The 23,754-nt window shown below is 56.3% G+C and carries 21 protein-coding genes and 2 pseudogenes; 14 read left to right on the forward strand and 9 right to left on the reverse strand.

The features are described from left to right. Nucleotides 1-124: 124 nt before the first annotated feature. Both ACA071_RS07090 and ACA071_RS07095 read right to left on the reverse strand, forming a co-directional pair. A complete protein-coding gene (locus ACA071_RS07090; protein WP_497643718.1) occupies nt 125-256 on the reverse strand; it encodes an SEC-C metal-binding domain-containing protein in 132 nt (43 codons plus the stop codon). 399 nt (nt 257-655) lie between these two features. Further along, a complete protein-coding gene (locus ACA071_RS07095) occupies nt 656-1,576 on the reverse strand; it encodes a LysR family transcriptional regulator (RefSeq protein ID WP_497643719.1) in 921 nt (306 codons plus the stop codon). A gap of 197 nt (nt 1,577-1,773) precedes the next feature. Here ACA071_RS07095 and ACA071_RS07100 point away from each other — a divergent pair, with 197 nt between their 5' ends. The 5 genes from ACA071_RS07100 to ACA071_RS07120 all read left to right on the forward strand — a co-directional run bounded on the left by ACA071_RS07100 (nt 1,774) and on the right by ACA071_RS07120 (nt 7,767). After that, complete coding sequence (locus ACA071_RS07100) at nt 1,774-2,523, forward strand: 3-oxoacyl-ACP reductase family protein (RefSeq protein WP_497643720.1); 750 nt, start codon at nt 1,774-1,776, stop codon at nt 2,521-2,523. Nucleotides 2,524-2,616: 93 nt separating this feature from the next. Then, complete coding sequence (locus tag ACA071_RS07105; RefSeq protein WP_497643721.1) at nt 2,617-3,573, forward strand: alpha/beta fold hydrolase; 957 nt, start codon at nt 2,617-2,619, stop codon at nt 3,571-3,573. Between the two features lie 239 nt (nt 3,574-3,812). Then, nucleotides 3,813-5,549 carry a protein-disulfide reductase DsbD gene (gene dsbD, locus ACA071_RS07110; RefSeq protein ID WP_497643722.1) on the forward strand — a complete coding sequence of 579 codons (1,737 nt, stop codon included), beginning with the start codon at nt 3,813-3,815 and terminating at the stop codon, nt 5,547-5,549. Continuing rightward, nucleotides 5,549-6,355 (forward strand): prolipoprotein diacylglyceryl transferase family protein, encoded by an 807-nt coding sequence (locus ACA071_RS07115; protein WP_497643723.1) that lies wholly within the window; start codon nt 5,549-5,551, stop codon nt 6,353-6,355. The genes dsbD and ACA071_RS07115 overlap by 1 nt, the downstream gene beginning before the upstream one ends. An 89-nt stretch (nt 6,356-6,444) precedes the next feature. Continuing rightward, nucleotides 6,445-7,767 carry a TerC family protein gene (locus tag ACA071_RS07120; protein ID WP_497643724.1) on the forward strand — a complete coding sequence of 441 codons (1,323 nt, stop codon included), beginning with the start codon at nt 6,445-6,447 and terminating at the stop codon, nt 7,765-7,767. 331 nt (nt 7,768-8,098) lie between these two features. Here ACA071_RS07120 and ACA071_RS07125 read toward each other — a convergent pair. Beyond that, nucleotides 8,099-8,173: pseudogene (locus tag ACA071_RS07125) on the reverse strand (lipid-binding SYLF domain-containing protein); the annotation flags it as partial. Nucleotides 8,174-8,233: 60 nt separating this feature from the next. Here ACA071_RS07125 and ACA071_RS07130 point away from each other — a divergent pair. Further along, a protein-coding gene (locus tag ACA071_RS07130; protein ID WP_497303756.1) for an IS3 family transposase occupies nt 8,234-9,396 on the forward strand; the annotation gives its coding sequence in 2 pieces (ribosomal slippage) (nt 8,234-8,489 and nt 8,489-9,396; 1,164 coding nt in all). A gap of 9 nt (nt 9,397-9,405) precedes the next feature. Here ACA071_RS07130 and ACA071_RS07135 read toward each other — a convergent pair. Beyond that, nucleotides 9,406-9,897: pseudogene (locus tag ACA071_RS07135) on the reverse strand (lipid-binding SYLF domain-containing protein); the annotation flags it as partial. Between the two features lie 380 nt (nt 9,898-10,277). After that, nucleotides 10,278-12,416: a bifunctional mannitol-1-phosphate dehydrogenase/phosphatase gene (gene mtlD, locus ACA071_RS07140; protein ID WP_497643725.1), complete on the reverse strand. Its 2,139-nt coding sequence runs from the start codon at nt 12,414-12,416 to the stop codon at nt 10,278-10,280. On the opposite strand from mtlD, the gene ACA071_RS07145 reads away from it, so the two are divergent. Next, a complete protein-coding gene (locus ACA071_RS07145; RefSeq protein ID WP_497645419.1) occupies nt 12,370-12,780 on the forward strand; it encodes a hypothetical protein in 411 nt (136 codons plus the stop codon). The two genes, mtlD and ACA071_RS07145, sit on opposite strands and share 47 nt — an antisense overlap. Before the next feature lie 348 nt (nt 12,781-13,128). On the opposite strand, the gene ACA071_RS07150 is transcribed toward ACA071_RS07145, so the two are convergent. Both ACA071_RS07150 and ACA071_RS07155 read right to left on the reverse strand, forming a co-directional pair. Then, entirely contained in the window at nt 13,129-13,824 is a 696-nt protein-coding gene (locus ACA071_RS07150; RefSeq protein ID WP_497643726.1) for a DUF1963 domain-containing protein, read from the reverse strand. 108 nt (nt 13,825-13,932) lie between these two features. Further along, a complete protein-coding gene (locus ACA071_RS07155; protein ID WP_007958030.1) occupies nt 13,933-14,124 on the reverse strand; it encodes a YegP family protein in 192 nt (63 codons plus the stop codon). 278 nt (nt 14,125-14,402) lie between these two features. Between ACA071_RS07155 and ACA071_RS07160 the strand changes: the two genes are divergently transcribed. From ACA071_RS07160 to ACA071_RS07190, 7 genes are all read left to right on the forward strand, one after another. After that, nucleotides 14,403-15,371, forward strand: a complete 969-nt coding sequence (locus ACA071_RS07160; RefSeq protein WP_497643727.1) for a glycosyltransferase family 2 protein — start codon at nt 14,403-14,405, stop codon at nt 15,369-15,371. A 3-nt stretch (nt 15,372-15,374) separates the two neighbouring features. After that, nucleotides 15,375-16,085, forward strand: a complete 711-nt coding sequence (locus tag ACA071_RS07165; protein WP_497643728.1) for a class I SAM-dependent methyltransferase — start codon at nt 15,375-15,377, stop codon at nt 16,083-16,085. Then, a complete protein-coding gene (locus ACA071_RS07170; RefSeq protein ID WP_497643729.1) occupies nt 16,082-16,468 on the forward strand; it encodes a GtrA family protein in 387 nt (128 codons plus the stop codon). Before ACA071_RS07165 ends, ACA071_RS07170 begins: the two co-directional genes overlap by 4 nt. Continuing rightward, nucleotides 16,465-18,573: a DUF6311 domain-containing protein gene (locus ACA071_RS07175; protein WP_497643730.1), complete on the forward strand. Its 2,109-nt coding sequence runs from the start codon at nt 16,465-16,467 to the stop codon at nt 18,571-18,573. Before ACA071_RS07170 ends, ACA071_RS07175 begins: the two co-directional genes overlap by 4 nt. A 73-nt stretch (nt 18,574-18,646) precedes the next feature. After that, nucleotides 18,647-19,585, forward strand: a complete 939-nt coding sequence (locus ACA071_RS07180) for a LysR substrate-binding domain-containing protein (protein ID WP_497643731.1) — start codon at nt 18,647-18,649, stop codon at nt 19,583-19,585. A 16-nt stretch (nt 19,586-19,601) separates the two neighbouring features. Further along, nucleotides 19,602-20,792, forward strand: a complete 1,191-nt coding sequence (locus ACA071_RS07185; RefSeq protein ID WP_497643732.1) for a low temperature requirement protein A — start codon at nt 19,602-19,604, stop codon at nt 20,790-20,792. A 70-nt stretch (nt 20,793-20,862) separates the two neighbouring features. Next, entirely contained in the window at nt 20,863-21,228 is a 366-nt protein-coding gene (locus tag ACA071_RS07190; RefSeq protein ID WP_497643733.1) for a 5-carboxymethyl-2-hydroxymuconate Delta-isomerase, read from the forward strand. Between the two features lie 4 nt (nt 21,229-21,232). Here the strand turns inward: ACA071_RS07190 and ACA071_RS07195 are convergent, their stop codons facing one another. Both ACA071_RS07195 and ACA071_RS07200 read right to left on the reverse strand, forming a co-directional pair. Beyond that, on the reverse strand, nt 21,233-22,168 hold the full coding sequence (locus ACA071_RS07195; RefSeq protein WP_497643734.1) for a LysR family transcriptional regulator: 936 nt from the start codon (nt 22,166-22,168) through the stop codon (nt 21,233-21,235). A 215-nt stretch (nt 22,169-22,383) separates the two neighbouring features. Beyond that, nucleotides 22,384-23,568 (reverse strand): cyanate transporter, encoded by a 1,185-nt coding sequence (locus ACA071_RS07200; protein WP_497643735.1) that lies wholly within the window; start codon nt 23,566-23,568, stop codon nt 22,384-22,386. Nucleotides 23,569-23,754: the final 186 nt, after the last annotated feature.

Consider the following 23,754-nt stretch of genomic DNA (forward strand, 5'->3'; position numbering starts at 1 on the left):
GACGAAGCCCCTGAAATTGTTAAAGATTTCAGGGGCTTTTTCGTTTCTGTAGTTTTGTTTAGGGCAGTTTTAGGGCAAAAAAAGCCTCTAAAAGACCGTCACAGGCCGCTCTAGCCCAACCCATTTAACGACCGTGGCACTTCTTGAATTTTGTGCCGCGGCCGCACCAGCATGGCTCATTGCGTTCAGGTGTGTGTGATGGGTGTTTGGCGACCGTCGACGGTGAACCGGTCGGATCAATAAACCGACGACTCAACGCTGCCGCATCGGCTCTAATGGCCTCCGAAGAAATCGGTGCGCGCCGAACCCAATATGGAGTCGCATGGGTCTACTGACCCTGCTTACTCATTCCGATAACCATCATCAGTACCCGCGGGACATCGAGAGATTCTGCTACTGCTTGAGCCTTGAACTGAGCAGCTGCGATGTCAGGGGTATCGCCATTGCGATGCCGCCAAAACAGCAGTCCTACGTCGACGCGTACTGCAAAGTAGCGATGTGCATGACGGCCACGGGCGAGTTTGCGCCGTATGCCCCGGTCGCTAAAGCCGCCTGGCCCCAGCCCGGAGTTCGCGCACACGGCCAGAGGCCTTATCGGCGCAGCACACCTAAGTATCAATGCGCAGATTGTCAATTTATCGGCTAAATTTTTGAGCTAACCTGCGCGAAATCTACTGCCTGATGTCTGCGCCAAAAGGAGTAACTCTTCAATGATCACGCGCATCTTTGGCTGGATGTAGGGGGTCTTGATCCAAATAGCGTGAATAGGCATATCGTCTCCTGCTTGATCGTCGAGCACAGACACGAGCGTGCCTGATCGTAGGTGCTCTTCCACCAACCATGTAGGTACCTGGGCCAAACCGCAGCCCGCCAGAGTTGCAGCTAAAATTGCTTCGCAATCTCCTATCTCATGGCGTACGGGGATTTCATAAGCTTGCGTCACGCCTTCCCCGTTTTTGAGTAACCAGCTAGGCCGTTGGCCTAAAGGCCATCCGATGACACAGTCGTGTTGCGAAAGGTCCTTAGCTATCTGTGGCACACCGCGACGCGCGAGATAAGAGGGGGAACCGCAGATAACTCGGCGCTGCTCGCCCAATCTACGCGCGACCAAATCGACATTATTATCGAGCGGTCCCACACGCACCGCTAAGTCAATCCCGTCGCCCATTAAATCAACGGTTCGATCGCTGAAGGTTACCGCCAGCTCTAGCTGTTCGTACCGTGTCGACAGTTCTATCAGGGTGGGCAAGATATACCTGCGTCCAAATGCTGTGGGCAATTCAATGCGTACACGACCGGCAGGTAACTGCTGCTCACTGCCCAATCGGTTTTCGGCCTCATCTAGGATGGCCATGGCGCTCTGGCAGTCGGAGAGGTAGGAGTCACCATCATTGGTCAAGCTCACTCGCCTGGTGGTCCTGTGCAACAGCTTGGTTCCCAAGCGTGTCTCCAGTCGCATGATGCTTTTGCTCAAAGCCGAACCGGTCATTCCCAAAGCCTGGGCAGCCGAGGTGAAGCTGCCTGTCTGGGCCACCGTGACGAAATTCCGGATCTCAACAAATTGGTTCTTAATCATGCCAATTGATTCCGTGCAGGACCTAGATTAGTGAATTTTAGGGACTTAATCGTATCCTGTGAATAGCATAGACTGATTCAACTGTATGGAAATGTACTTTAAATATCGTTGAGTTGCTCTGAACTTTTGCATGCTTAATTATTAAAAGCTGCTAAGCGTGAGTTTGTCTTGTAAAACCCTACTGAGATTTAATAAAAATGAATATCACGAGAAATTTCCAAGGAAAAGTTGCCTTTGTACAAGGGGGTTCCCGAGGAATCGGGGCTGCCATTGTTAAACGTCTGGCACGTGAGGGCGCAGGCGTTGCATTCACTTATCGTTCCTCGCCAGACGAAGCTAAAATACTCGTAAACGAGATCACTATCGCCGGGGGCAATGTTGTTGCTATTCGTGCTGACAGTGCTGATCCTGAAGCATTGCAGAAAGCTGTACGCCAAGCAGTAGAGCATTTTGGCAGCCTGGATATCCTGATAAATAATGCAGGCGTTCTCCCATGGGGCGCACTGGAAGATCTGACATTGGCGGAAATTGACCTTGCATTGGCTGTCAACGTAAGGGGTGTGATTATTGCCAGTCAAGAAGCCGTACGTCATATGAGTTTGGGTGGCCGCATTATTAATATTGGCAGCATTAATGCTGACCGAGTTCCAGTTGCCGGCGGTGCCGTGTATGCAATGACTAAAGCGTCGCTCGTTGGTTTTACCAAAGGCTTGGCGCGAGACTTGGGGCCACGCCGCATTACTGTCAACAATGTTCAACCCGGACCGGTCGATACCGATATGAATCCAGCCGACGGTGAGACCGCTAGCCAACTGAAACAGTTAATGGCGCTAGGCCGATACGGAAAAGATGAAGAAATTGCCAGCTTCGTTGCATACCTTGCTGGGCCGGAAGCCGGATTTATTACTGGCGCTAGCCTGAGCATTGATGGTGGATTTGCAGCTTGACCGTCTAAAAGACTGAAGCCGCCAGGTTTTATATAAACAGAGACGCGGAGAGAAAAAAGTCCGTCTCTTTTGTGTTTCGTAAAAGTGGGACTTATGAATAAACTCATAAAGAATGTTGTGTTTGCAGTCTGTGGTGTGATGTGTTCTTTCTCCGTGTTGGCGACTGAGGAGTTTCCCGTCCCTGCGGGATTCGAAAGAGGCTTTGAAGAAGTCAATGGCCTGAAAATGCACTATGTTGCGGGTGGAAGCGGGCCTTTAATACTGATGGTGCATGGCTTCGGTCAGTCATGGTATGAGTGGCATCAACTCATGCCTGAATTGGCGAAAAAGCACAGAGTCATCGCCGTGGATCTTCCCGGTCTAGGGTTGTCAGAGCCGCTCAAGACCTCGTATACAGGCCAAGAGGTGTCTCCATATATATACGCTTTTGCTAAACGCTTTAGTCCAGATGCACCGTTTAATTTAGTGGCTCATGATATTGGTGTTTGGGCAACTTATCCGATGCTGGTAAAGCATCAAAAAGATATTGCCAGGGTCGCCTATCTTGAGTCGGTCATTCCGGACGAACTGATGTACACCTTTCCGGCGTTTACCCCGCAAGGTGAGTCAACAGCTTGGCACTTTAGCTTTTTTTCAGCGGATGGAGCATTGCCAGAAACTTTGATTTCGGGAAAGGAAAAGGTCTTTTTCTCTCACTTCATCAAGAAGCATGCTGAGAAGCAGGAGGTGTTTACTGAAGAGTTGATTGGACTTTACGCTAAATCGTATTCGAAGCCTCACACCCTGCACGCTGCATTCGAATACTATCGTGCGCTTCCACAATCTGTGCTGCAGAACAAAGCACTGTTGGCTCAAAGCAAACTGACTATGCCGCTACTGGCAGTAGCGGGCGACGGACGGGGCAGTCTTGGTCAGACTCAAATTGATCAGATGAATAAGTATGCCGCGAACGTACAAGGTCACGTGCTGCCTGGCTGTGGTCATTGGTTGATGGAGGAGTGCCCTACATTGGTCAAACCACTACTCGTTGATTTCTTCGACGGTAAATGATCAGGGATTTTCCTTATTGCGCGCTGAGTAAATTTATTGACTTGTCTGGAGCGCTCAAGAATTAGACTGTGTAGTCAAATCCCTACTTGTTAGTCATACCTGGCATGGATTGCATTGCTCTGCATTAATAAGGTTTTGAGTAATGCCGCAGTGTGCAGGTTACTTCCGTTTCTATTGTTAAATTTATTTTAATTAGTGTGTGCTATCTTCTCGCGGTTTTCAGCACTTAGGGCCATCTTATGCGCCGTTTTTTCACCTTGCTATTGATGTTATTTTCAGGCTTTACCTATGCGGGAGGCAGTCTATTTGATGTTAAACCTGAGTTTCTTCCCGCAGAAAATGCATTTGCGTTCAGTTCTCAGCGTCTTCCCTCTGGAGAAACACAGCTCTACTGGCAAGTCGCCGAAGGGTATTACCTGTATCAGCAACGTTTAACATTTGAGGGTTTGGCCCAAGAGCATGTTCCACCGTTTCCTGACGGTGAAGTTCACAGCGATGAGTTTTTCGGTACTCAGCAAGTCTATCGGCAGGGGCTGGAACTGAAGCTTCCAGCAGCGGCTGTCGGCAAAATCAAGGTAGGTTGGCAGGGCTGCGCCGATGCGGGTTTGTGCTATCCACCACAGTCTTTGGTCGTTGACCTGGGCGGCAACCCGTCGGTAACCAACCCTGGCGAAGCGCCTGATCAGGCGCTTGCCAGCGGCCTTCAGCAGCGATCACTTGGCTGGAGCTTGCTGATCTTCTTCGGCTTGGGCTTGTTGTTGGCGTTTGCCCCTTGTTCTCTTCCCATGTTGCCGATTCTTGCAGGGTTGGTCGTCGGCAGTGGCGCTAGCCCACGGCGCGGTTTTGCCCTGGCTGGCAGCTATGTGTTTTGCATGGCGTTGGTATACGCCGCCATGGGTGTGCTTGCTGCCATGCTGGGTGCCAATTTACAGGCATTGCTGCAGCAGCCGTGGATACTGGGAAGTTTCGCCGCGGTCTTTATTTTGCTGTCATTGCCGATGTTTGGCTTTTTCGAGTTGCAGTTGCCTGCCTTTCTGCGCGATCGCCTGGAGAATGCCAGTCGTCAGCGTAACGGTGGCAGCCTGGTCGGGGCCGGAGTCCTGGGAGCATTGTCGGGACTATTGGTAGGCCCCTGCATGACAGCCCCCCTCGCTGGTGCGTTGCTGTACATCGCGCAAAGCGGCAACGGGCTGCACGGCGGTCTTGTCCTGTTTGCCATGGGCTTGGGCATTGGTCTTCCCTTGTTGTTGCTCGTCACTGTCGGCAATCGCTTCCTGCCTAAACCAGGGACATGGATGAACTTGCTCAAAGGTGCCTTCGGTTTCCTGTTTCTGGGAACAGCAATCTACATGCTCAGACCCGTACTGGATGAGTCCGTTTGGATCGGCCTGTGGGGCGCGTTGTCGCTGATGCTGGCATATGCCGTGTGGCATCAACGCCAGCCAGCGGGCCGCACGACTCATGTATTCGGCATTGCTTCTGTGGTGTTCGGTGTCTGGGGGAGTCTGCTTGTGGTCGGCGCTGCTGGGGGCTCGGATGATCTGTGGCGACCTTTGAAAGTCTATAGTGCGTCCGCGACCAATGCGCCATCGCAGCCGTCGGGGCATGATGCGTTCTCGACCATCAAGACGCCGACGGAACTGCAAAACGCGCTGGATTCGGCGAAGGAAAGTAGTCAATGGGTGCTATTGGATTATTACGCCGATTGGTGCGTGTCCTGTCGAGTGATGGAAAAGGAAGTGTTCGGCAAGCCCCACGTCATGGACGCGTTGAAAGAAGTGCGCCTGCTGCGTCTGGACGTGACAACTGACAACGCTGATAGCCGTGAATTGTTGAGCCGCTACAAGGTCCCGGGGCCTCCGAGCTTTTTATGGATTGGGCCGGACACAGAAGAGCGTCGTAGTCAGCGTATAACCGGGCAAGTTGATGCCGAGGCGTTTCTTCGACGCTGGAACATAACCAAGGAAGGTCGTTGATGCTTACTTTCAATATTGGCAGCTTTGTCATTTCACTGAGTCATCTGCTGCTGATTGGCGCGTTAGTGGTCGCCACCGTGATTGGACGTCGTGTGGCCAAAGAGGGTAAGGGACGCCTGGACTCAGTGCTTTTCTGGCTATTGATGCTGGGGCTTTTGGTTGCGCGAGCGAGCTTCGTACTGGTTTACAGGGAACACTACGGGACTGACCTGTGGCGCATGATCGATGTGCGTGATGGCGGCTTTCTCACTTTGCCGGGCATCATTGCGGTGGTATTCGGGGCGCTAATTTTAGGCTGGAAAAGCGCCACATTGCGCCGATCACTGGCGGCGTCGGTGGTCAGTGGCATGCTCCTCTGGGGCCTTGGAACATTTTCGTTGAGCGTCTACGAGCAGGGGACGCGCCTGCCGGATATTCCTGTGCGCACGAGCACAGGAGAGACTGTGCAACTGACGCACTATCAAGGGCGTCCGCTGGTGATCAACCTGTGGGCCACCTGGTGCCCACCCTGCCGTCGTGAAATGCCCGTATTACAGAAAGCTCAGGCCGCACACCCGGGCGTGAACTTCCTCTTCGTGAACCAGGGCGAAGGATCGGATATCGTCAACAAGTTCCTTTCCAGTCAAAACCTTAGCCTGAACAACATTTTGTATGACGGCGGTGGGCGACTTGGCCAGATTGTGGGTTCGATGGCGCTGCCAACGACCCTTTTCTATAGCTCAGACGGCAGATTAATCAGTAGTCATCTAGGTGAGCTGTCAGATGCTAGTCTGGCTCGAGCGCTTGAACGATTCGAAGAGCGCTGAATTTGCTCTCCCCGCGCAAACTTCCTCTCTGTGTTGCATCGTTAATAACGCACAAAAATCTGAACAACCTTGAGGTTAAGTAATTAATTATGGAATGGATTGCGGACCCTACCGCGTGGCTTGGATTGCTGACACTGATTGTGTTGGAACTGGTCCTCGGAATAGACAATCTGGTTTTTATTGCAATTCTTGCCGACAAATTGCCACCTGAGCAACGCGACCGGGCACGCGTCATAGGGCTCTCGCTTGCACTCATCATGCGACTGGGCCTGCTCGCGGGTATTTCGTGGATGGTGACGCTGACCCAACCGCTGATCACTGTTTTTGAGCATGCATTCTCCGGCCGAGACCTGATTTTGCTGTTTGGCGGTGTGTTCCTGCTGTTCAAAGCGACGATGGAACTGCATGAGCGTCTCGAAGGGCATGTGGCACAACGCTCGGGCAACGTCAGCTACGCGCTTTTCTGGCCGATTGTTCTGCAGATTGTGGTGCTGGATGCCGTCTTCTCGCTGGATGCCGTTATCACGGCGGTAGGGATGGTTGATGAACTCTCGATCATGATGATCGCCGTTATTTTCTCTATCGGTATCATGATTGTCGCCAGCAAGCCGCTAACCCAGTTCGTCAACTCACACCCCACTGTGATCATGCTGTGTCTGGGGTTCTTGATGATGATTGGCTTCAGCCTTACGGCGGAGGGCCTTGGCTTCCACATTCCAAAGGGCTACCTCTACGCAGCCATTGGCTTCTCAATCCTCATCGAATTGTTCAACCAGATTGCCCGTGCACGGCGCAAGAAGTCCTTGCAGGGCCAGCACTCGATGCGAGTCAGAACAGCACACGCCGTTTTGCGTTTGTTGGGTGGCAAACAACTGGAACAGGACGAAGTGGGGGAGGAAATTGTTGACCTGGTCGGGAGCGATGGCCTGGGGCCTGTTTTTGATCGGCGCGAGCGCGTCATGATCAGCGGAGTCTTGAAGCTGGCAGAACGTACTATTCGCACCATCATGACGCCAAGCGATGAAATTGATCGCTTCGACTTGTGCCAGTCTCAGACGGAATTGGAGAGCGCCTTGATGAACTCTCCTCATTCCCGGCTACCGGTGATCCGCAATGGCCGGTTGAGCGAGGCGGATGGTTTCGTTCATAAAAAGGATGTGCTCAAAGCACTGTTAGCCGGACAGCCCCCGCAGTTCGAAGAGTTTATCCGCCCTGCAGTCCGGTTGGCTGGTAGCCTGACGATCCTCAATGCGCTTGAGCAGATGCGCAGGGAGTCCACGCACATTGCGTTCGTGATCAATGAGCGTGGCGGGGTTATCGGGCTATTGACCGTGACCGACATTCTCGAGTCCATCGCGGGTGATCTGCCTGATACCAGTGACCTTGAGCGCGTTTCCGTGGCGTACCAATAAAAATGCTTCTCCACTCTGATCATTGACGCCACAAAGGTCGCGCCTTAAGAGCAGTATCTGCAAGCGTTGCTAAGGGAGATTCTCGTTCGGCTCAAACGAAGAGGGGGGAAGGCTGCTCCCCTTCAGGGCAAAATCAGGGCAGATGCGGGGCCGCTATAGACCGTGAGGAAAGGGCGAAAGCACCGTATTTTCTGGCCTTAAGCGGTATGCAGGAACGCATGAAGGGGGGCGAGATCCCTATCTCTCCGCCATTATTGAACAAGACGAAGCCCCCGTAATCATCGCTGATTACGGGGGCTTTTTCGTTTTCGACGTTTTGTTCACGGCAAATTTAGCGCTTGATCAGCGAGATCTTTGTTCCTTCGATGCTGACCCCAGCCATTAACCCTTGTTGATCGAAGATGTAGTGGTCTAATGAAACCGGACACCCATTTAGGTGAGAATGCTCGCCAGATCGAGGTGTCAAATGACCAAACAACGCCGTTCCTTTTCTGCTGAATTCAAACGCGAGGCTGCCGACCTCGTGCTCAAACAAAACTACAGCTACATCGAAGCCAGCCGTTCACTCGGCGTCGGCGAGTCGGCCCTGCGCCGCTGGGTTGATCAGGTTCAGCAGGAGCGCCAAGGCGTCACTCCGCAGAGCAAAGCGCTGACCCCGGAACAGCAGAAAATCCAGGAGCTGGAAGCCCGGATCGCCCGCCTTGAACGGGAAAAATCGATATTAAAAAAGGCTACCGCGCTCTTGATGTCGGAAGATCACGAGCGTACGCGCTGATCAATCAGCTGAGCGTCCATGAGCCGATTGATTGGCTGTGCAAGGTGTTTGAAGTCACCCGTTCGTGCTACTACGCCCAGCACCTTAGGCGCCGAACGCCTGATGTCGAACGGCTTCGGTTGCGCAGCCGGGTGAGCGAGCTGTTCTCGCAAAGTCGCAGTGCTGCGGGCAGCCGCAGCATCCTGTCGCTGATGCGTGACGACGGTGAGCAGCTCGGTCGATTCAAAGTGCGCAGCCTGATGCGTGAGCTTGACCTCGTCAGTAAACAGCCCGGATCACATGCCTATAAACGAGCGACGGTTGAACGGTTGGATATCCCGAACATCTTGAATCGGGAGTTCGATGTTCCGGCACCCAACCAGGTGTGGTGCGGCGACATCACCTACATCTGGGCCCAGGGGAAATGGCATTACCTGGCTGTCGTGCTGGATCTTTGCACGCGCCGGGTGGTGGGCTGGGCGTTGTCGGAAAAGCCGGACGCCGATCTGGTTATCAAGGCGCTGGATATGGCTTACGAGCAGCGCGGAAGACCTCAGGGCCTGCTGTTTCACTCGGATCAAGGGTCGCAGTATGCGAGTCGTTTATTTCGCCAGCGGCTGTGGCGTTATCGCATGCGCCAGAGCATGAGTCGCCGGGGGAATTGCTGGGACAACGCGCCAATGGAGCGCGTGTTCCGCAGCTTGAAAACGGAATGGATACCGACCACGGGTTACCGAACGGCTCAAGAAGCCCAGCGCGATATCAGCCATTTCTTGATGCATCGGTACAACTGGGTTCGACCCCATCAATTCAATGGTGGGCTGGCGCCAGCTCGGGCCGAAGAAAAACTTAACGTCGTGTCCGGGATTAGTTGACCACTACAAGATAAACGCGTACGCGTCGTCCTTCAGCGTCGAGCTGGACAAGTTCTTCGCAACGCCTTCATCAACCACAACAACGGTTGGCCCTACACCGATTTCCCAGCCCTTGGTCTCACGGACGTAATTCACCGCTTTGTCGGTCATCAGGAAAACCGCGTAGCCGTAAGACTGGGCCCCGGCTTGCAGCCCCCATGAGCCGGTGACGGAGTTGTAATAACCCTCTACTTGCTTGCCCTTCAGTAATACGCCTTCGCCATAGCTACCGCCGAACACCAGGCCCGCCTTGATGATTTTCGGGAAGATCAGAATAGCTTTGGCATTGTGCGCGATGGTTTCGGCGAAAGGAGTGGCTTTGTAGAGTGTTTGCAGCGCTTGTCGAGAGTCGGTATTCAAATCCTCGGCAGTGGCCGCACCTGCATTGTTCAGGATGCTTGCCGATGCCAATGATGCTGTGGCGAGGACGATTGATAGGAAGAACCGCATTGACCGAGTCATATCCGTACTCCGATAAGGGAGCATTGGATGGGGGCAGCAGTCCGCGCCTGCATCGAACAGGGGCTGAGCCTACTGAGCGTTATCCGGCGCACCCTGAAATGTGTGAATCGCAAGCTTCGCTCCCGAATGAAACAGGCCCAAGGCCTTTGTTCAGTCGCGATGCCGTCACTAGTTATGACCCCTGTGTAACGGCAGGGTTCGTAGTGGAGATGTTTAGGGCTAATTCAGGTCGAAAGCACCGACTGTAATGGTCTGGAGCGCTCCTGATGGGCGCGCGAAGGAGGACGAACCCTACCTTTGCGCCAAGGCATGAAAAAGCCCCGTAGCTGAATAAGCTGCGGGGCTTTGGGTTTCTGTTGTTACGACGAATCCTCTTCCAGTTAATCCTGCACCGGCCACCCCCAATGCTCGGAATCCGGCTTCACCAGCCGCTCGAAATGCCCACCAATCCCCTCAACCAACCCTGCATCCTTGACCGGATCCAGCCCCGGATACGGCTTGCCGTTATAGCTCCCCGTATACGTCAGCATCGCCTCGACACTCCCGCTTTCGTCATAAAGCGTACGCATCAACTGGCTCTCCTGATCCTTGCTATCCGTAGAGCGCAAGGCGTAGTGCAGGGCCAGCGCGGTGCCGAACTCCAGGCCGGAGGCGTCGATGCCGTGTTTTCGGGCCAGGTCAATGCTGCGCAGGATGCGTTCGTTGCGTTGCAGTTTGCGCAGCGGGTCGCGGCCGACGCGGGCGCAGGGGTCTTTGAAGGAGGTGTTGCAGCGTTCGAGGAAAGTTTTAGCGAAGCCCGCGACGGCTTCGTACATGTGTGGGTTTTCGGCGATCAGCGCCGGGCCGACTTCTTTGCGGATCAAGCGTTCGGCCAATGCGCTGACGCGCGGGTCGCCCATGCCCTGGCCCAGCCACGAATAGCCCAACAGGCTGGCGTACCAGGCAATGATCGCGTGGGGGCCATTCCACAGGAGGTTTTTGATGACCTGGGTCTGGGTGATGTCTTCCACGGTTTTCACTTGTCGCAGCCGCTCGAGCAGGTTGCTGCCGCGCTCGACGTAGAGGGGCATGTCCGGTTCGCTGTTGAACAGGATCAAGTGCATCTGGCTGAGGGCGTTGCTCGACTGGGCGAAGGGCCGGAAGCGACCGATCAGCCGTTCGTATTCGGGCGCCTTTGCGGTCGTCGGCGCTTGGGGGGCGCTTGGTTCGTCGCTCAGGCTGTTCTGAAAGATCTTCGATTTGATTCGCAGCTGCCTGAGCAGGGCCTCGTTGGAAATCTTCGAGACAATGCGGCTGACGACCGTTTCGGCAAAGTGCGTTTTGTCCAGGATCTGCTCGCAGGTCTCAGGGGACACCAGAAGCAGCAACTGCGCTTCGACGTGGCGGCGCACGAAAGCAGCGCCACCGACCTTGTTCAGCACGATCAGGATAGTCAGCTCGCGCCGTCGGCGTTCGAAACGGCGGATCAGGCCCTTGGCAATCACATCGGCCTGTTTGCGGATGGCGGGCTCCGGCAGGCTCAGGCCGACGATTTCCGCGACGTCGTACATATCGATCACCGCTTCGGCGTCGTCCATGTCGATCATCCGCAGGTTTTCGATGGTCTGGTCGAAGGACGTGGCGCTGTAGCGCACGCTGAACCGGCCGAAGGCCTCGACCGTTTCACGAAGCATGCGCGAGCGGGTGGCGCCGATGATTTCACAGGGCCGGGTGTAGCCGTCCCAGTGGGAGAAAATCTGCGTCAGGTAGCCGCCGCCCATGGCGCCGAAGCCGTGGATGCCCACGCGAAACTGGTTGAGTGCCTGAGGAAACGTCTCGGTCAGCTCGGGTGTCCCAAGGTCGGGCATGCATTCGGTCAGGTCACCGAGAAACTCCTGCATGTTGCCGTAAGCCTTGAGCGCACCGGCCTTGACCTCGGGCGCGGGTGGCTTGATGTCCTCGATCAGGATCGGCTGCCCCTCGGCACGGATCGCCGAGAGCAGGCCATTTTCCGAATCCTCGACCATGAAGCAATGGCCCGGCTCGCAATTGAGCGCGCTGGCCGCCCGCAGGAAGATCTCTGGATGAGGCTTGCCCTGGCTGACTTCGTCGCCACACACGGTGATGTCGAAATACTTGAGCACATTGGCATTGATCAAGTATTCCTCGGCAATCGCCCGACGGCTTGAGGTCGCGACCGCCATGGTCAGGCCGTACTTGCGCAAGCGCTCCAGCACTTCCAGCAACCCCGGCTTGATCGGCACACCCTCATTGCGCACAAACGCCAGCTCAAGCTCGTCGGCGCGCTGGCGGATCTCGGCGTAAGGGAAGTCTTCACCATTGTGGGCTTTCGCCAGGGCCTCGGCCTTCTTGGCGCTCAGGCCCAGCGAGCCAATCAGGGTTTCCTCGCTCAATGGCTTGCCGAAAATCTCATTGGAGGCTTGTTTGAGGGTTTTGAAACGCAGGCGTTCGGTGTCAAACATGGTGCCATCCATGTCAAAGATGGCGCTGAATATTCTTTTTCCCTGGAAAAAAATCATTGATTGTTACTCCTTGTACCGTGGTGGGCTTGACGCAAAGCCGCCTCATGAGGGGTTCTGGGCCAATAAAAACTGGGGTCTGGAGCTGACGGGCACGGTTCGAGGCGCGAAGGCCGACCGGGCGATGTCTCGCTCAGAAAGTGATGAGTTCAGATGGAAAAGCCAGACGAGCACGAACTCCGCGAAAAAACGGGAGAGGGGTGCGCCGGTTCAGAGGCTAACGATCAGAAGCAAGCAGGCGGAGGGACGGAGCAATGGCGCCGATGGGCGCACCAGTCCGACAAACGAGGTCGCAGGTGGTTTACAGCGAGGAGTGCAAAGAGGCGAGGAACAAGCCCTGTGGCTGCTTCAGCGCAGCGTTTGACGTGAGGCCCACAGTGCGCAATCAGGGATGCGGAAAGTGGGCCGGCAAGGCGATCGATACGTGTGATTCCATGCATAAGACGGTGTTTTTTCCTGCGGTGTGGCTTAGGGTCTTTTTAGGTATACAGCATGGGAAGCGTCTAGATCAAGGCTGGGGGTGGGCGCGTTTGGCGCTGCGATGGGGCAGGGATCGTTGGAAGTCTAGCGGGTGAGCGGTGTCACGGCCGTGTGCACAAGCACATCACGCGCTCAAGAAAAAACCTCATGGCGCAATGTTGCGAGGCTTTTTTTAGGCAGGAGTTTGTGCCCGTGCTCGTTCACTAATGGACGAAGGCGCTGCATCTTTTTACTAGTAGAAATCGTAGTAGATGGCCCATGTTCCGGTGATTTTGTTTTTCCAGAACATCAGGCTTCCGCTGTCCACGACATTCAAATTGATTTTTGAGTCGGACGAAATCTGGAACACGAATTCAAAATCATCGCCGGGGTCGATGCCGGACTGACAGAACGAGGGATAGCCGCCGATTTTGTGTTCGTAGGTGTGAGTGATCAGGTCGTAATAGGATTCAATTTGTCCTGATCGCTCAAGGTTGAGTATTTCAATCTCAAGATCTCTGGGAATACCGCCACCGTCCCAGAGTGGAAAGTCCTCTTCCACCAATTCGGCCTTCAGCGCAAAGGGCTTGATGAAGGTGTTTGCTACCGGCAGTTCTTTGCGTACCAGCACATCATCAAATGTGTATTCCCGAATGAGCCAGTTGTTGCCCATTGGTTCAAAGGGTTCGGGAAACGGATCAGAGACAAAGACTGTCAGTACACGAATCCCCTTCAGGGCGAGGCTGGAAAACGGCAGGCAGGGAAGAAAGAACTGAGCATAGGGTTGCAGCTCCTCGCCCGCATCGTTTTTGGGCACCGTTTCATCCGGGCGGAAAAGGAATACTTTGCCAAGCCAGCTTTCCTCATCCTTAAGCGTAGGTCGGAACCCGCCGGCGACGAACTTGATGGCAGGTGTCGCGAGGCGCCGCCTGATTTCCTGTATCTCCATTGAAACCAAACTCCTAATCAGGGTGGTGCAGTCAATAACGTCTCGCCAGCATTGTCGAGCTCGGGATCCAGGAGCTGCCCATCAAGCATGAGCAGCCGGCTCAATCCTTTAGATTTCCTTGACCGGGGTCTCCCCCTGCACCCCCTTGATCAACTCGATCACATGCAAACAATCCGCCTTGTTCACATACGACTCCCCACTGGCAACCGTCTCATGGTTCCCCGCCCGTAACCGCCAGCGCCACTGTCCTTTACCGGTGCTCGGGGTGCCTTTTGATTGCCTGTAAATCTCAAAATACATTCAGCTCGCTCCATGCGATGGTCAATTGCGACAACCTGTGTGCCGCATGTCAGCAAGCCTAGCGGAGCTGGTTTTTTTGGCCATCGGGCATTTGTTTCCAATGATTTGAGGGCTTTTCCTACAAATGAGCGGGCTCTGAAAGAATGGCCAAAACCGCCGCAGTTACGCCCTTGCATCACCCTTCATGCTCCTGCTTAATACGACTCGGTTCATGGCGCTGGAAAACACCCCGGCGACCGAAGATTGTTGAAAAATCACTATAAAAAAGAGCAATCCCATTGACTCATCAGCACGGAACGCAACTCACCGGGCATGTGGCGCTTTCGCTCGTCATCCCGGTTTTCAATGAAGCTGCGACCATTGATTTGTTCATCGCGCGGATTACTGATGTCTTCAAGGATGAGGCGCTGGTCGGTCTGGAAATGGTGTTCGTCAATGACGGCAGCACCGACGCGACGCTGGACATTCTTCTGGAACGCCAGAAGTCTGACCCGCGTGTGCGGATCGTCGATCTGAGCCGTAATTTCGGCAAGGAGGCGGCGTTGACCGCGGGCTTGCAGACAGCCACCGGCCAGGTGGTGGTGCCGATCGATGTCGATTTGCAGGACCCGCCGGAGGTGATCCTGCAGATGATTGCCCTTTGGCGACAAGGCTATGAAGTGGTGCTGGGCCATCGTGTGAGTCGCAAGACCGATTCCTGGGCCAAGAAAACCTCAGCCAATTGGTTCTACCGCCTGCACAACAAAATCTCTGATCAGCCGTTGCCCAAGGATGTCGGCGATTTTCGGTTGATGGACCGCTGTGTGGTCGATGCCTTGCAGACCTTGCCCGAGTCCCGGCGTTTTATGAAAGGCCTGTTCGCCTGGGTCGGGTTTCGTACCACGCATGTCGATTACGAGCGCCCGGAGCGGGTGGCAGGCGAAACCAAGTTCAATGGTTGGCGCCTGTGGAATTTCGCGCTGGAAGGCATCACCAGTTTCAGTACCGACCCGCTCAAGGTCTGGACCTATCTGGGGCTGTTCGTGTCCGTGGTGTCTTTCTCATTTGCCATTTTTATCATCTTGCGCACGTTGATTTCCGGCATCGATTTGCCGGGCTACGCGTCGCTGATGGTGGCCGTAACCTTTCTCGGCGGGCTGCAACTGATCGGCATCGGGGTGCTCGGCGAGTACCTGGGCCGCACCTACATCGAATCAAAACGCCGGCCGGTTTATCTGGTGCGTCGTGTCTATAACGCCAAGGACTGAACCATGGATCTCAAGGAAACCGACATCCTCGGTTCAAGCATTGACCAGCACTGGTATTACGCGTCCAAAGCGGCGGCCACCAAGCGGCTGCTGGGCGACACTCCGATCAGAAAGATTCTCGATGTCGGCGCTGGTTCCGGTTTTTTTACCCACCACCTGCTGACCCACACTGCCGCGAACGAAGCCTGGTGCGTCGACATCAGCTACGACGCCGACTCCGACGCCAACACCGCTGGAAAACCGGTGCATTACCGTCGCGGCATCGATTCGGTGGACGCCGATCTGGTGCTGCTGATGGACGTGCTGGAGCATGTCGATGACGACGTCGGGTTGCTCAAGGCTTACGTCGATAAAGTCCCGTCCGGCAGCCGTTTTTTGATGACGGTGCCGGCGTTCCAGTTTCTCTGGAGCGGGCACGATGACTTTCTGGAACACAAGCGTCGCTACACCTTGGATCAATTTGAAACAGTTGCCAGGGATGCGGGTTTGACGGTGAAGCAGGGGGCTTATTATTTCGGTGCGGTGTTCCCGATTGCGGCGACCCTGCGGCTGTTGCCCAAAGGCACACAACCGTCGCCGCCGCGTTCGCAGCTCAAGCAGCATCACCCCGTGGTGAATTCGATTCTGAAGACGTTGTGCAGCATCGAGTTACCGTTCATGGGGGCGAATCGCCTGGCGGGTCTGACGGTGTTTGTTCTGGCGCAGAAGCCGTGACCTCAGCCGAAAAATCTGTGTTGATCAAAAGAGCGTTGAGGTTTGCCGTGACCGGGTTGTTTGTCACGGCACTTCACGCGGTCGTTGCTGTGCTGTTCATCAATTTCGTGATGCCGATGCCGCCCCTGGCCAATGGCGTGGCATTTGCCGTGGCGACGGTAGCGTCTTACTTGATCAACACGACCTGGAGCTTCTCCGCCCGACTGCATGGACGCACGCTGCTGCGTTTCATGATGGTCTCGGCGGCGGGTTTCTTGCTGGCGATGTTCGTGGCCTGGGTGGCGCAATTCGCCGGGCTCAATTATTTGCTGGGGATTGGCGCGGTGGCGTTGACCCTTCCGGCCTTCACCTTTGTATTGCATAACTTCTGGACGTATCGATGAAGGATTCAGGTAAGCGCCTGGCTGTCACGCTGTTGCCACTCTTGATTGGGGTTCTGGCTTTTTTCATCGTCATTGGGCCGCGTGCACTCAATCCACAGAATATTGCCTGGTTGGGAGTAGGCGACCCGGCGACTCATTATCTGGGATGGTTGTTCTTCAAACAGTCGCCGTGGAGCTTTCCGATAGGGCTGAACCCTGCCTATGGATTGGAATTGGGCAATGGCATCATTTTCTCTGACTCCAATCCGTTGTTCGCTTTTCTGTTCAAGCCGTTTGCTTCGCTATTACCCGAGCCTTTCCAGTATTTCGGGATCTGGTTCCTGACCTGTTTTGTCTTGCAGGCGTGGTTCGCCTGGAAACTGGTAGGGCTGATTACACCCAGTGTCGCCATGCGTGCCGCCAGTACTGTGTTGTTTGTGTTTGTGCCGCCGATGATCATGCGCATGCCGGTGCATTTGTCGCTGGGCGGGCACTTTCTGATTCTTGCCTCGTTGTACCTGAGCCTGCATCCGCAGCTGAACAGGCGATGTTTGGCCTGGGGCTCCTTGCTCGCCGCGGCGGCGTTGATCCATGCGTATTTTCTGGCGATGGTCGCGCTGATCTGGATCGCCGATCTCGTCGCCAAGTACTTCAAGCAAAAGCTGACCCTGCGTGCGGTGCTCATCGAGTTTGCGCTGCTGTTTTCGCTGGTCAGTTTCTGTTGCTGGCAAGCGGCCTATTTCACCGTCGGCGGTGACGGGGCGATTTCCGATGGCTTTGGTTTGTATCGCGCCAACCTGTTGTCGTTGATCACCCCCGTCACCTGGTCCTATCTATTGAAGGATCTTCCGGGAGCTCCAGGTGATGGCGAAGGGTACGGTTTCCTAGGGCTGGGCCTGCTGTTTCTGGCCATCTGTGCTCTGGTCGGCTGGCTGCAAGGGCAGGCCGGGTTTGGCGCTGCCTTGCGCAAACGGCCATTTCTGCTACTCGCGCTGACAGGCCTGGGGATTTTTTCGCTTTCACACCACATCGCTGTCGGATCGCTGGAATTTGCCTATCCACTGCCTTCGGCGGTCGTTTCCATTGCGAACATTTTTCGTGCTTCAGGGCGGATGTTCTGGCCGGTGTACTACGCCGTTATCCTGGCGATCATTTTCCTGGTGATCCGTGCCAATCGGCCACGAACTGCGACGTGCCTGTTAACACTGGCGCTATTGCTGCAGGTGGCGGACACCCATAGCGGCTGGTCGGTTATTCGCAAAAGGCTGATGGCGGAACCGGCCTCTGAGTGGGCAACTCCCTTTGTCGATCCGTTCTGGAAAAACGCGGCCTCCCATTACCGGAAAGTGCGCTGGATCGTGCCGCAAAACCTGTCTCCACAGTGGCTCAACGTCGCTGCTTTTGCGGGCAAATATGGCTTGCCTACCGATGCTGTCTACTTGGGACGCATGGATCTCAACCAGTGGCGGCAGGCTGACCAGAAGGCGAGCAAGGCGTTCGCTACGGGTCAATATGACGCTGACTCGTTGTACTTGCTCGATGATCGAGCGTTGCTTCAGGCTGTCGCGACCGTCAACACCCAGACCGATCTTTTCGCCAGAATCGATGGCTTTACGGTATTGGCACCTGGCTGGAAGCAGTGTACGGATTGTCCGCAAACGATCGCGCAGGTTCCGCCGGCAGATTTACTGCCTACCATCGAGCCTGGACATAAAAATTTGTTCAATGTGGGTAGCAAAGGCAAGGTGTTGCTCGCCAATGGCTGGTCCGAGTCTGAACTCTGGGGGACCTGGTCTGAAGGAGGGAGTGCCGAAATAATGTTTCGAGTCCCTACACCCGCGCATACGCTGCGAGTAGAAGCCATGGCGTTTCTGCCTCCGGGCCATGCTGGGCAGAGTGCCGTCATCAGCATTAACGGCCTGTCAGCAATGACCACCGTACTGGATAAGAGCGATGGCAATGTGATCGACGTGAACCTCACCGAGGCAATGCAACAACGCGTATCGAGCCAGGGGATGCTGCGTTTGCAGTTCCGGTTTGCTGATGCGGTCAGCCCATCAGAGTCCGGTGTCGGTCGAGACGCGCGTAAACTGGCGTTGGGCTTGAAAGCCTTGACGGTCAATTGATCGCTTGTGCACGTAGACGCACCTGCTGCGCCTTTCTACACTGCCCAGAGTCTTGGGGACCGGGGTGCAGTAGATGAATCGCAATGAACTACGCAAGGCCGACATCAACCTGATGGTGGTGTTCGAGACGTTGATGCTGGAACGCAACGTCACGCGGGTGGCGGAAAAGCTATTTCTTGGCCAGCCGACCATCAGCGCCGCGCTCAACCGCTTGCGCACGATGTTCAACGATCCACTGTTCATTCGCGTCGGCCATCGCATGGAGCCGACGGCCCGGGCCGAAGAAATCATTCAGCACCTGTCGCCGGCACTGGATTCATTGTCGGTAGCCCTGAGCCTGACCCATGATTTCGACCCGGCCAGCAGCACCATGACCTTTCGTATCGGCCTGTCGGACGATGTCGAGTTCGGCCTGTTGCCGCCGCTGCTGCGGGCCTTGCGCCAGGAAGCACCGAAGGTGGTGTTCGTGGTTCAACATGTCGATTACTGGCGCATTCCCGATCTGCTGGCGTCCGGCGATATCACCGTCGGTATCAGCCAGACCCGCGGCTTGCCGGCCAACGCCAAGCGCAAATTGCTGCGACATATCCTTCCCAGTATTTTGCGCGCCGATGCGTCCGACACGCCGCTGACCCTGGATGAATATTGCTCACGCCCGCACGTACTGGTTTCCCACACTGCCAACGTCAGTGGCTACGCTGATGAGTGGCTGGCGGAGATCGGGCGTAAGCGCCACGTCGTCCTGTCCGTGCCGCAATACAGCTCGTTGCCGGCCCTGCTGGCGGGGACGGACCTGATTGCCAGCTTGCCGGACTACACCGCCACGGCCATGGCGGCGTCCGGTCAATTGTTCCAGGAACCGTTTCCGTTCAAGACACCGACCCTGGACCTGTCCATGGTCTGGCTCAGTCATGTCGACACCGACCCGGCCGAACGCTGGTTGCGTTCGCGCCTGGAAGCGTTCATGAGTGAGCGCGGCCTCGCTGGAATACACAGCACAGGTTCACTCTGATAACGGAGCCCAATCCATGAGCCAATCCCGTTCGTTGTTGCGTGGTCGCGGTAGCCACGACAGTGGCAAGGTTGGCATGGTCGAGTTGTTTTTCGATCTGGTGTTCGTGTTCGCGGTGACCCAACTCTCCCATTCCCTGCTGGCGCACTTGTCGATCGGCGGCGCGGTGCAGGTCGCGCTGATGATGGTTGCGGTGTGGTGGGTATGGATTTTCACATCATGGATCACCAATTGGCTTGACCCGGAAAAACTGCCGATCCGCCTCGGGCTGTTCGGCCTGATGATCGCCGGTCTGCTGCTCTCGTCATCGATTCCCAAGGCTTTCACCGATCACGGGCTGATGTTTGCCGGGGCGTTCGTGTTCATGCAGGTCGGGCGCACGCTGTTTGCGATCTGGGCGGTGCGCGGCGAAGCGCTGAACATGACCCGCAACTTCCAGCGCATCCTCGCGTGGCTGGTGCTGTCCGGGGTGTTCTGGATCGCTGGCGCGTTTCTGGACGGCGATCAGCGCCTGGTCTGCTGGGCGCTGGCGCTGCTGATTGAACTGGTCTCGCCGTCCTTGTATTTCTGGGTGCCGGGCCTCGGGCGTTCGACGCTGGAGGACTGGAACGTCGAGGGCAACCACATGGCCGAGCGCTGCGGGCTGTTCGTGATCATTGCTTTGGGCGAGTCGCTGCTGGTGACGGGCGCGACTTTTGCCGAACTCGAGTTGAGCCTGCCAGGCGTGACGGCGTTTGTGGTGGCGGTGCTGGGCAGCATCGCCATGTGGTGGGTGTATTTCGACAGCGGCGCCGAGCGTGCGCACCATCGCATTGCCCATTCTGTCGACCCCGGCCGGCAAGCGCGGATTGCCTACACCTACCTGCATGTCCTGATCGTCGCCGGGGTCATCGTCAGCGCGGTGGCTGATGAATTGGTCTTGATGCACCCCGATCACGCCAGCGACGCGGGCATCCTCGCGATCATTGCCGGGCCGTGGTTGTTTCTGCTCGGCAATGCCCTGTTCAAGTGGGTCATGGCGGATCGGCTATTGCCGCCGTTGTCCCATTTGGTCGGTCTGGGGCTGTTGCTCGTGCTGCTGCCATTGGCGTTGAATCATTGGTTTTCGGCGTTGATGCTGGGAGCGTTGACCACGTTAGTGGTGATCCTGGTGGCGGCTTGGGAGACGGTGGCGTTGCGCGAATCTCTCGCCTCAACGGAACACTAAAAGTCCGCCGGAAGTAGGGCGGCTCTGTGATATATGTAGGGCCTTTCTGCCAACCCTCAGGAGCACCGTCATGCCTCACCTGCACATGGAATACACCGCCAACCTGCCCGGACTGAACGCCGATGTCGCGTTGATCCGGCTCAACAATACGTTGGTGGGTTCCGGTCAGTTTGCGGCGGAGTTCGATATCAAGAGCCGTGCCGTGAAGGTCGAGACCTTCAAGGTCGGCACCGGGTTGGGCGAGCGGGCGTTCGTGCATGTGAAGCTGGCGTTGCTCAGTGGTCGCCCGCCGCAGGTCAAGAAGCAGCTGTCCGAAAGCCTGTTGGCCGTGGTCCAGGATTTGTGTGTCTGGCCGACGGGTGTAGAAGTCCAGTTGTGTGTGGAAATCCTCGACATCGACCGCGAGTCCTACACCAAGACGGCCATCGGCCTCTGAGTGTTCAGGCGGCTTGCTGCTCCGCGCAGGCCTGGGCCACTTGCTCGCGTAGCCAGGCGTTGGCGCTGTCCTGATCGACGCTTTGGCTCCACTGCATGTCGAGGGTAAAACCCGGCAAGCCGTTAGGCGCCTCGCGATGTTTGAACACCGCCTCATTGGCCAGCAAGCGCTGGATGCGCCGGGGCAGGGTCAGGATGAAATCGGTGCCGGTAATCATCTTCAGTGCCGCGCTGTAGCTGTTGGACCGCGCCACAATCTGGCGCTTTTGCGCCTGCCGCGCCAACCAGCCGTCGACCATGTTGGTGGTGGAGGTCCAGGGTGTCGGGAACACGTGACGGCGCTCAGTGAAGGCTTGCAGGCTTAAACGCGGCTCCAGCGGCGTGGCGCGTTTGTCGAAGACACAGACCAGATCGTCTTCGAGCAGCATCCGGGATTTAAGGTCAGTGTGGCTGCAATGAAAATTCGGCCCGAAACAGATCACCAGGTCGAGGCTGCCATCGCGCAGTTCGTCGGCCGGGATATCGGTTTCAAACTTGTGCATGTTGACCAGCACCGGCAGGTCCGCGAAATCGAAACGCTTCAACAGGCGCGGCAGGATCAATTGCTCGAAGTATTCCGGTGCGCAGATGTTGAAGGTGACCGGCTGGGCGGTCGGGTCGAACACCTGGGCGCCGGCGTGACACAAGTTGATGCTTTCAAGAATCTTCAGCACGTGGGTATACATGGTGCTGGCTTTGTAGGTGGGGCGCATTCCGGTGCGGGTGTTGATGAACAACTCGTCTTCGAAACTGGTGCGCAGTTTTTTCAGGCAGTAACTCACGGTGGACTGACTGACGAAGAGGGCCTCCGACACACCGGTGACGCTGCTTTGCTCATACACGGCGACAAACACCATGAGGTCCTGCATGTCGAGCTTTCTAAGCAAGTTACTGTTCAGCATCCGTTCTGTCTCGCTGTGCTCCTTGCGCTGACGGTGCGCAAACGTGTGCGAATGATCCTAACGGAACGATGGTGCCAGGAGAATGCCTCGTAGGAAGTTTCACGGTCAGCTGTGGGACAGAAAATGTTGTGAACACGACCTATGATTTTAATCTCGGCAAACATGGCCAGAGGCCTCTAGCCTTTGCGCCATGGCCGGGCCCCCGCGTTGGCGGGTCAGTGAATATGTTTGGCATAGTGCCGTGGATCAAAGCGCAGGACCATCACTATCATCAGCGCCACGACCCCGGTCAGTGACCACCAGGCCCATTCGAAACTGCCCAACTGATCGCGAATCATCCCGGCGATCAGCGGCGAGAGGCCGGCGATCAGATAGCCGATGCCTTGGACGAAAGCGGTCAGGCCGCCGGCGCGCTGAGGGTTGTCCAGATGATCAAGCGACACGATCAGGCTCATCGGAAACAGCCCGCCGATCCCCAGGCCCAGCAGGCACGGCCACAGCAGGCTCAGGTGTTGCGGGCTGAGAATCAGGCCGCAGAAACCGGCCATGATCAGCCCCAGCAACACCACCAGCACCAGGCGCCGGTCGCGGCTGCGGTTGGCGATCGCCGGTGTCAGTAGGCCGGACAACACTTCCATGGCCGTCAGAAAACCCAGCAGCAATCCGGCGTTCTGTTCGCTCCAGCCCTTTTCCACGTAGTACGGCGCCAGCCAGGCGAGCACGCAGGTGTAGGACGCCGTGCCGAGGCCGAAGAAGAGGGCGAGTAACCAGGCGCGGGAATTGGCGAAGAACGATTCGCCGCGCGGTGCCTGCGCCGGTAGCGTCGGGATCGTTTTGCGCTGGGCGGTCCAGAACAGCAACGCCAGCAAGGCCAGTGCCGCCCAGATCGCCAGGCCTGTGCGCCAACTGCCGGTACGGGTCATCACCAGCGGCGCAAACGACGCCGCAATCGCCGCGCCGCCCATGATCGAGGTGACATAAAGCCCCATGCACACGGCGACATTGTCGCTGAAACGGGATTTGATCAGCGCCGGCATCAACGCCTGGATCAGCGCAATGCCGACGCCCGCCGCAATGGCGCTGACGATCAGTTCGGCCGCCGAATCGAGGAACAGCCGCGATGCCGTGGCCAGGCCGATAATCAGCAGCGACAGCACCACGGTGCGCTGCTCGCCCAGGCGCTGGCTGACGCCGATCCCGAAAAACATCGCGAGCCCCATGGCCATCACCGGCAGCATGGTTAGCAGCGACGCGAGGCTGAAACTCAACGGGATGTCCCCACGTATCGCCGACAACAAGGGGCCGACAGCCGCCATGGATGGACGCAGGTTCAAGGCGACCAGAATAATGCTGACCATTAACCAGAGGGCAGGGCGGGCTGTTGTGCGAACGTTTTCCATGAGCGGACCTTAAAAAACAAGGCCCCGATTAGGCGGGAGGGGCGAGGCAGCGGCAAATCAGAAAGTCGGGAGTGGTATTTAATAATTAAATACAGCGGCGCACACCTATAGGAACAAGGCTTGCCCGCGATTGCGATTTCACATTTGGCGATGGTATTAACTGACAGTACGCATCGTGGGCAAGCC

It is taken from the genome of Pseudomonas sp. LBUM1646, assembly GCF_059716165.1.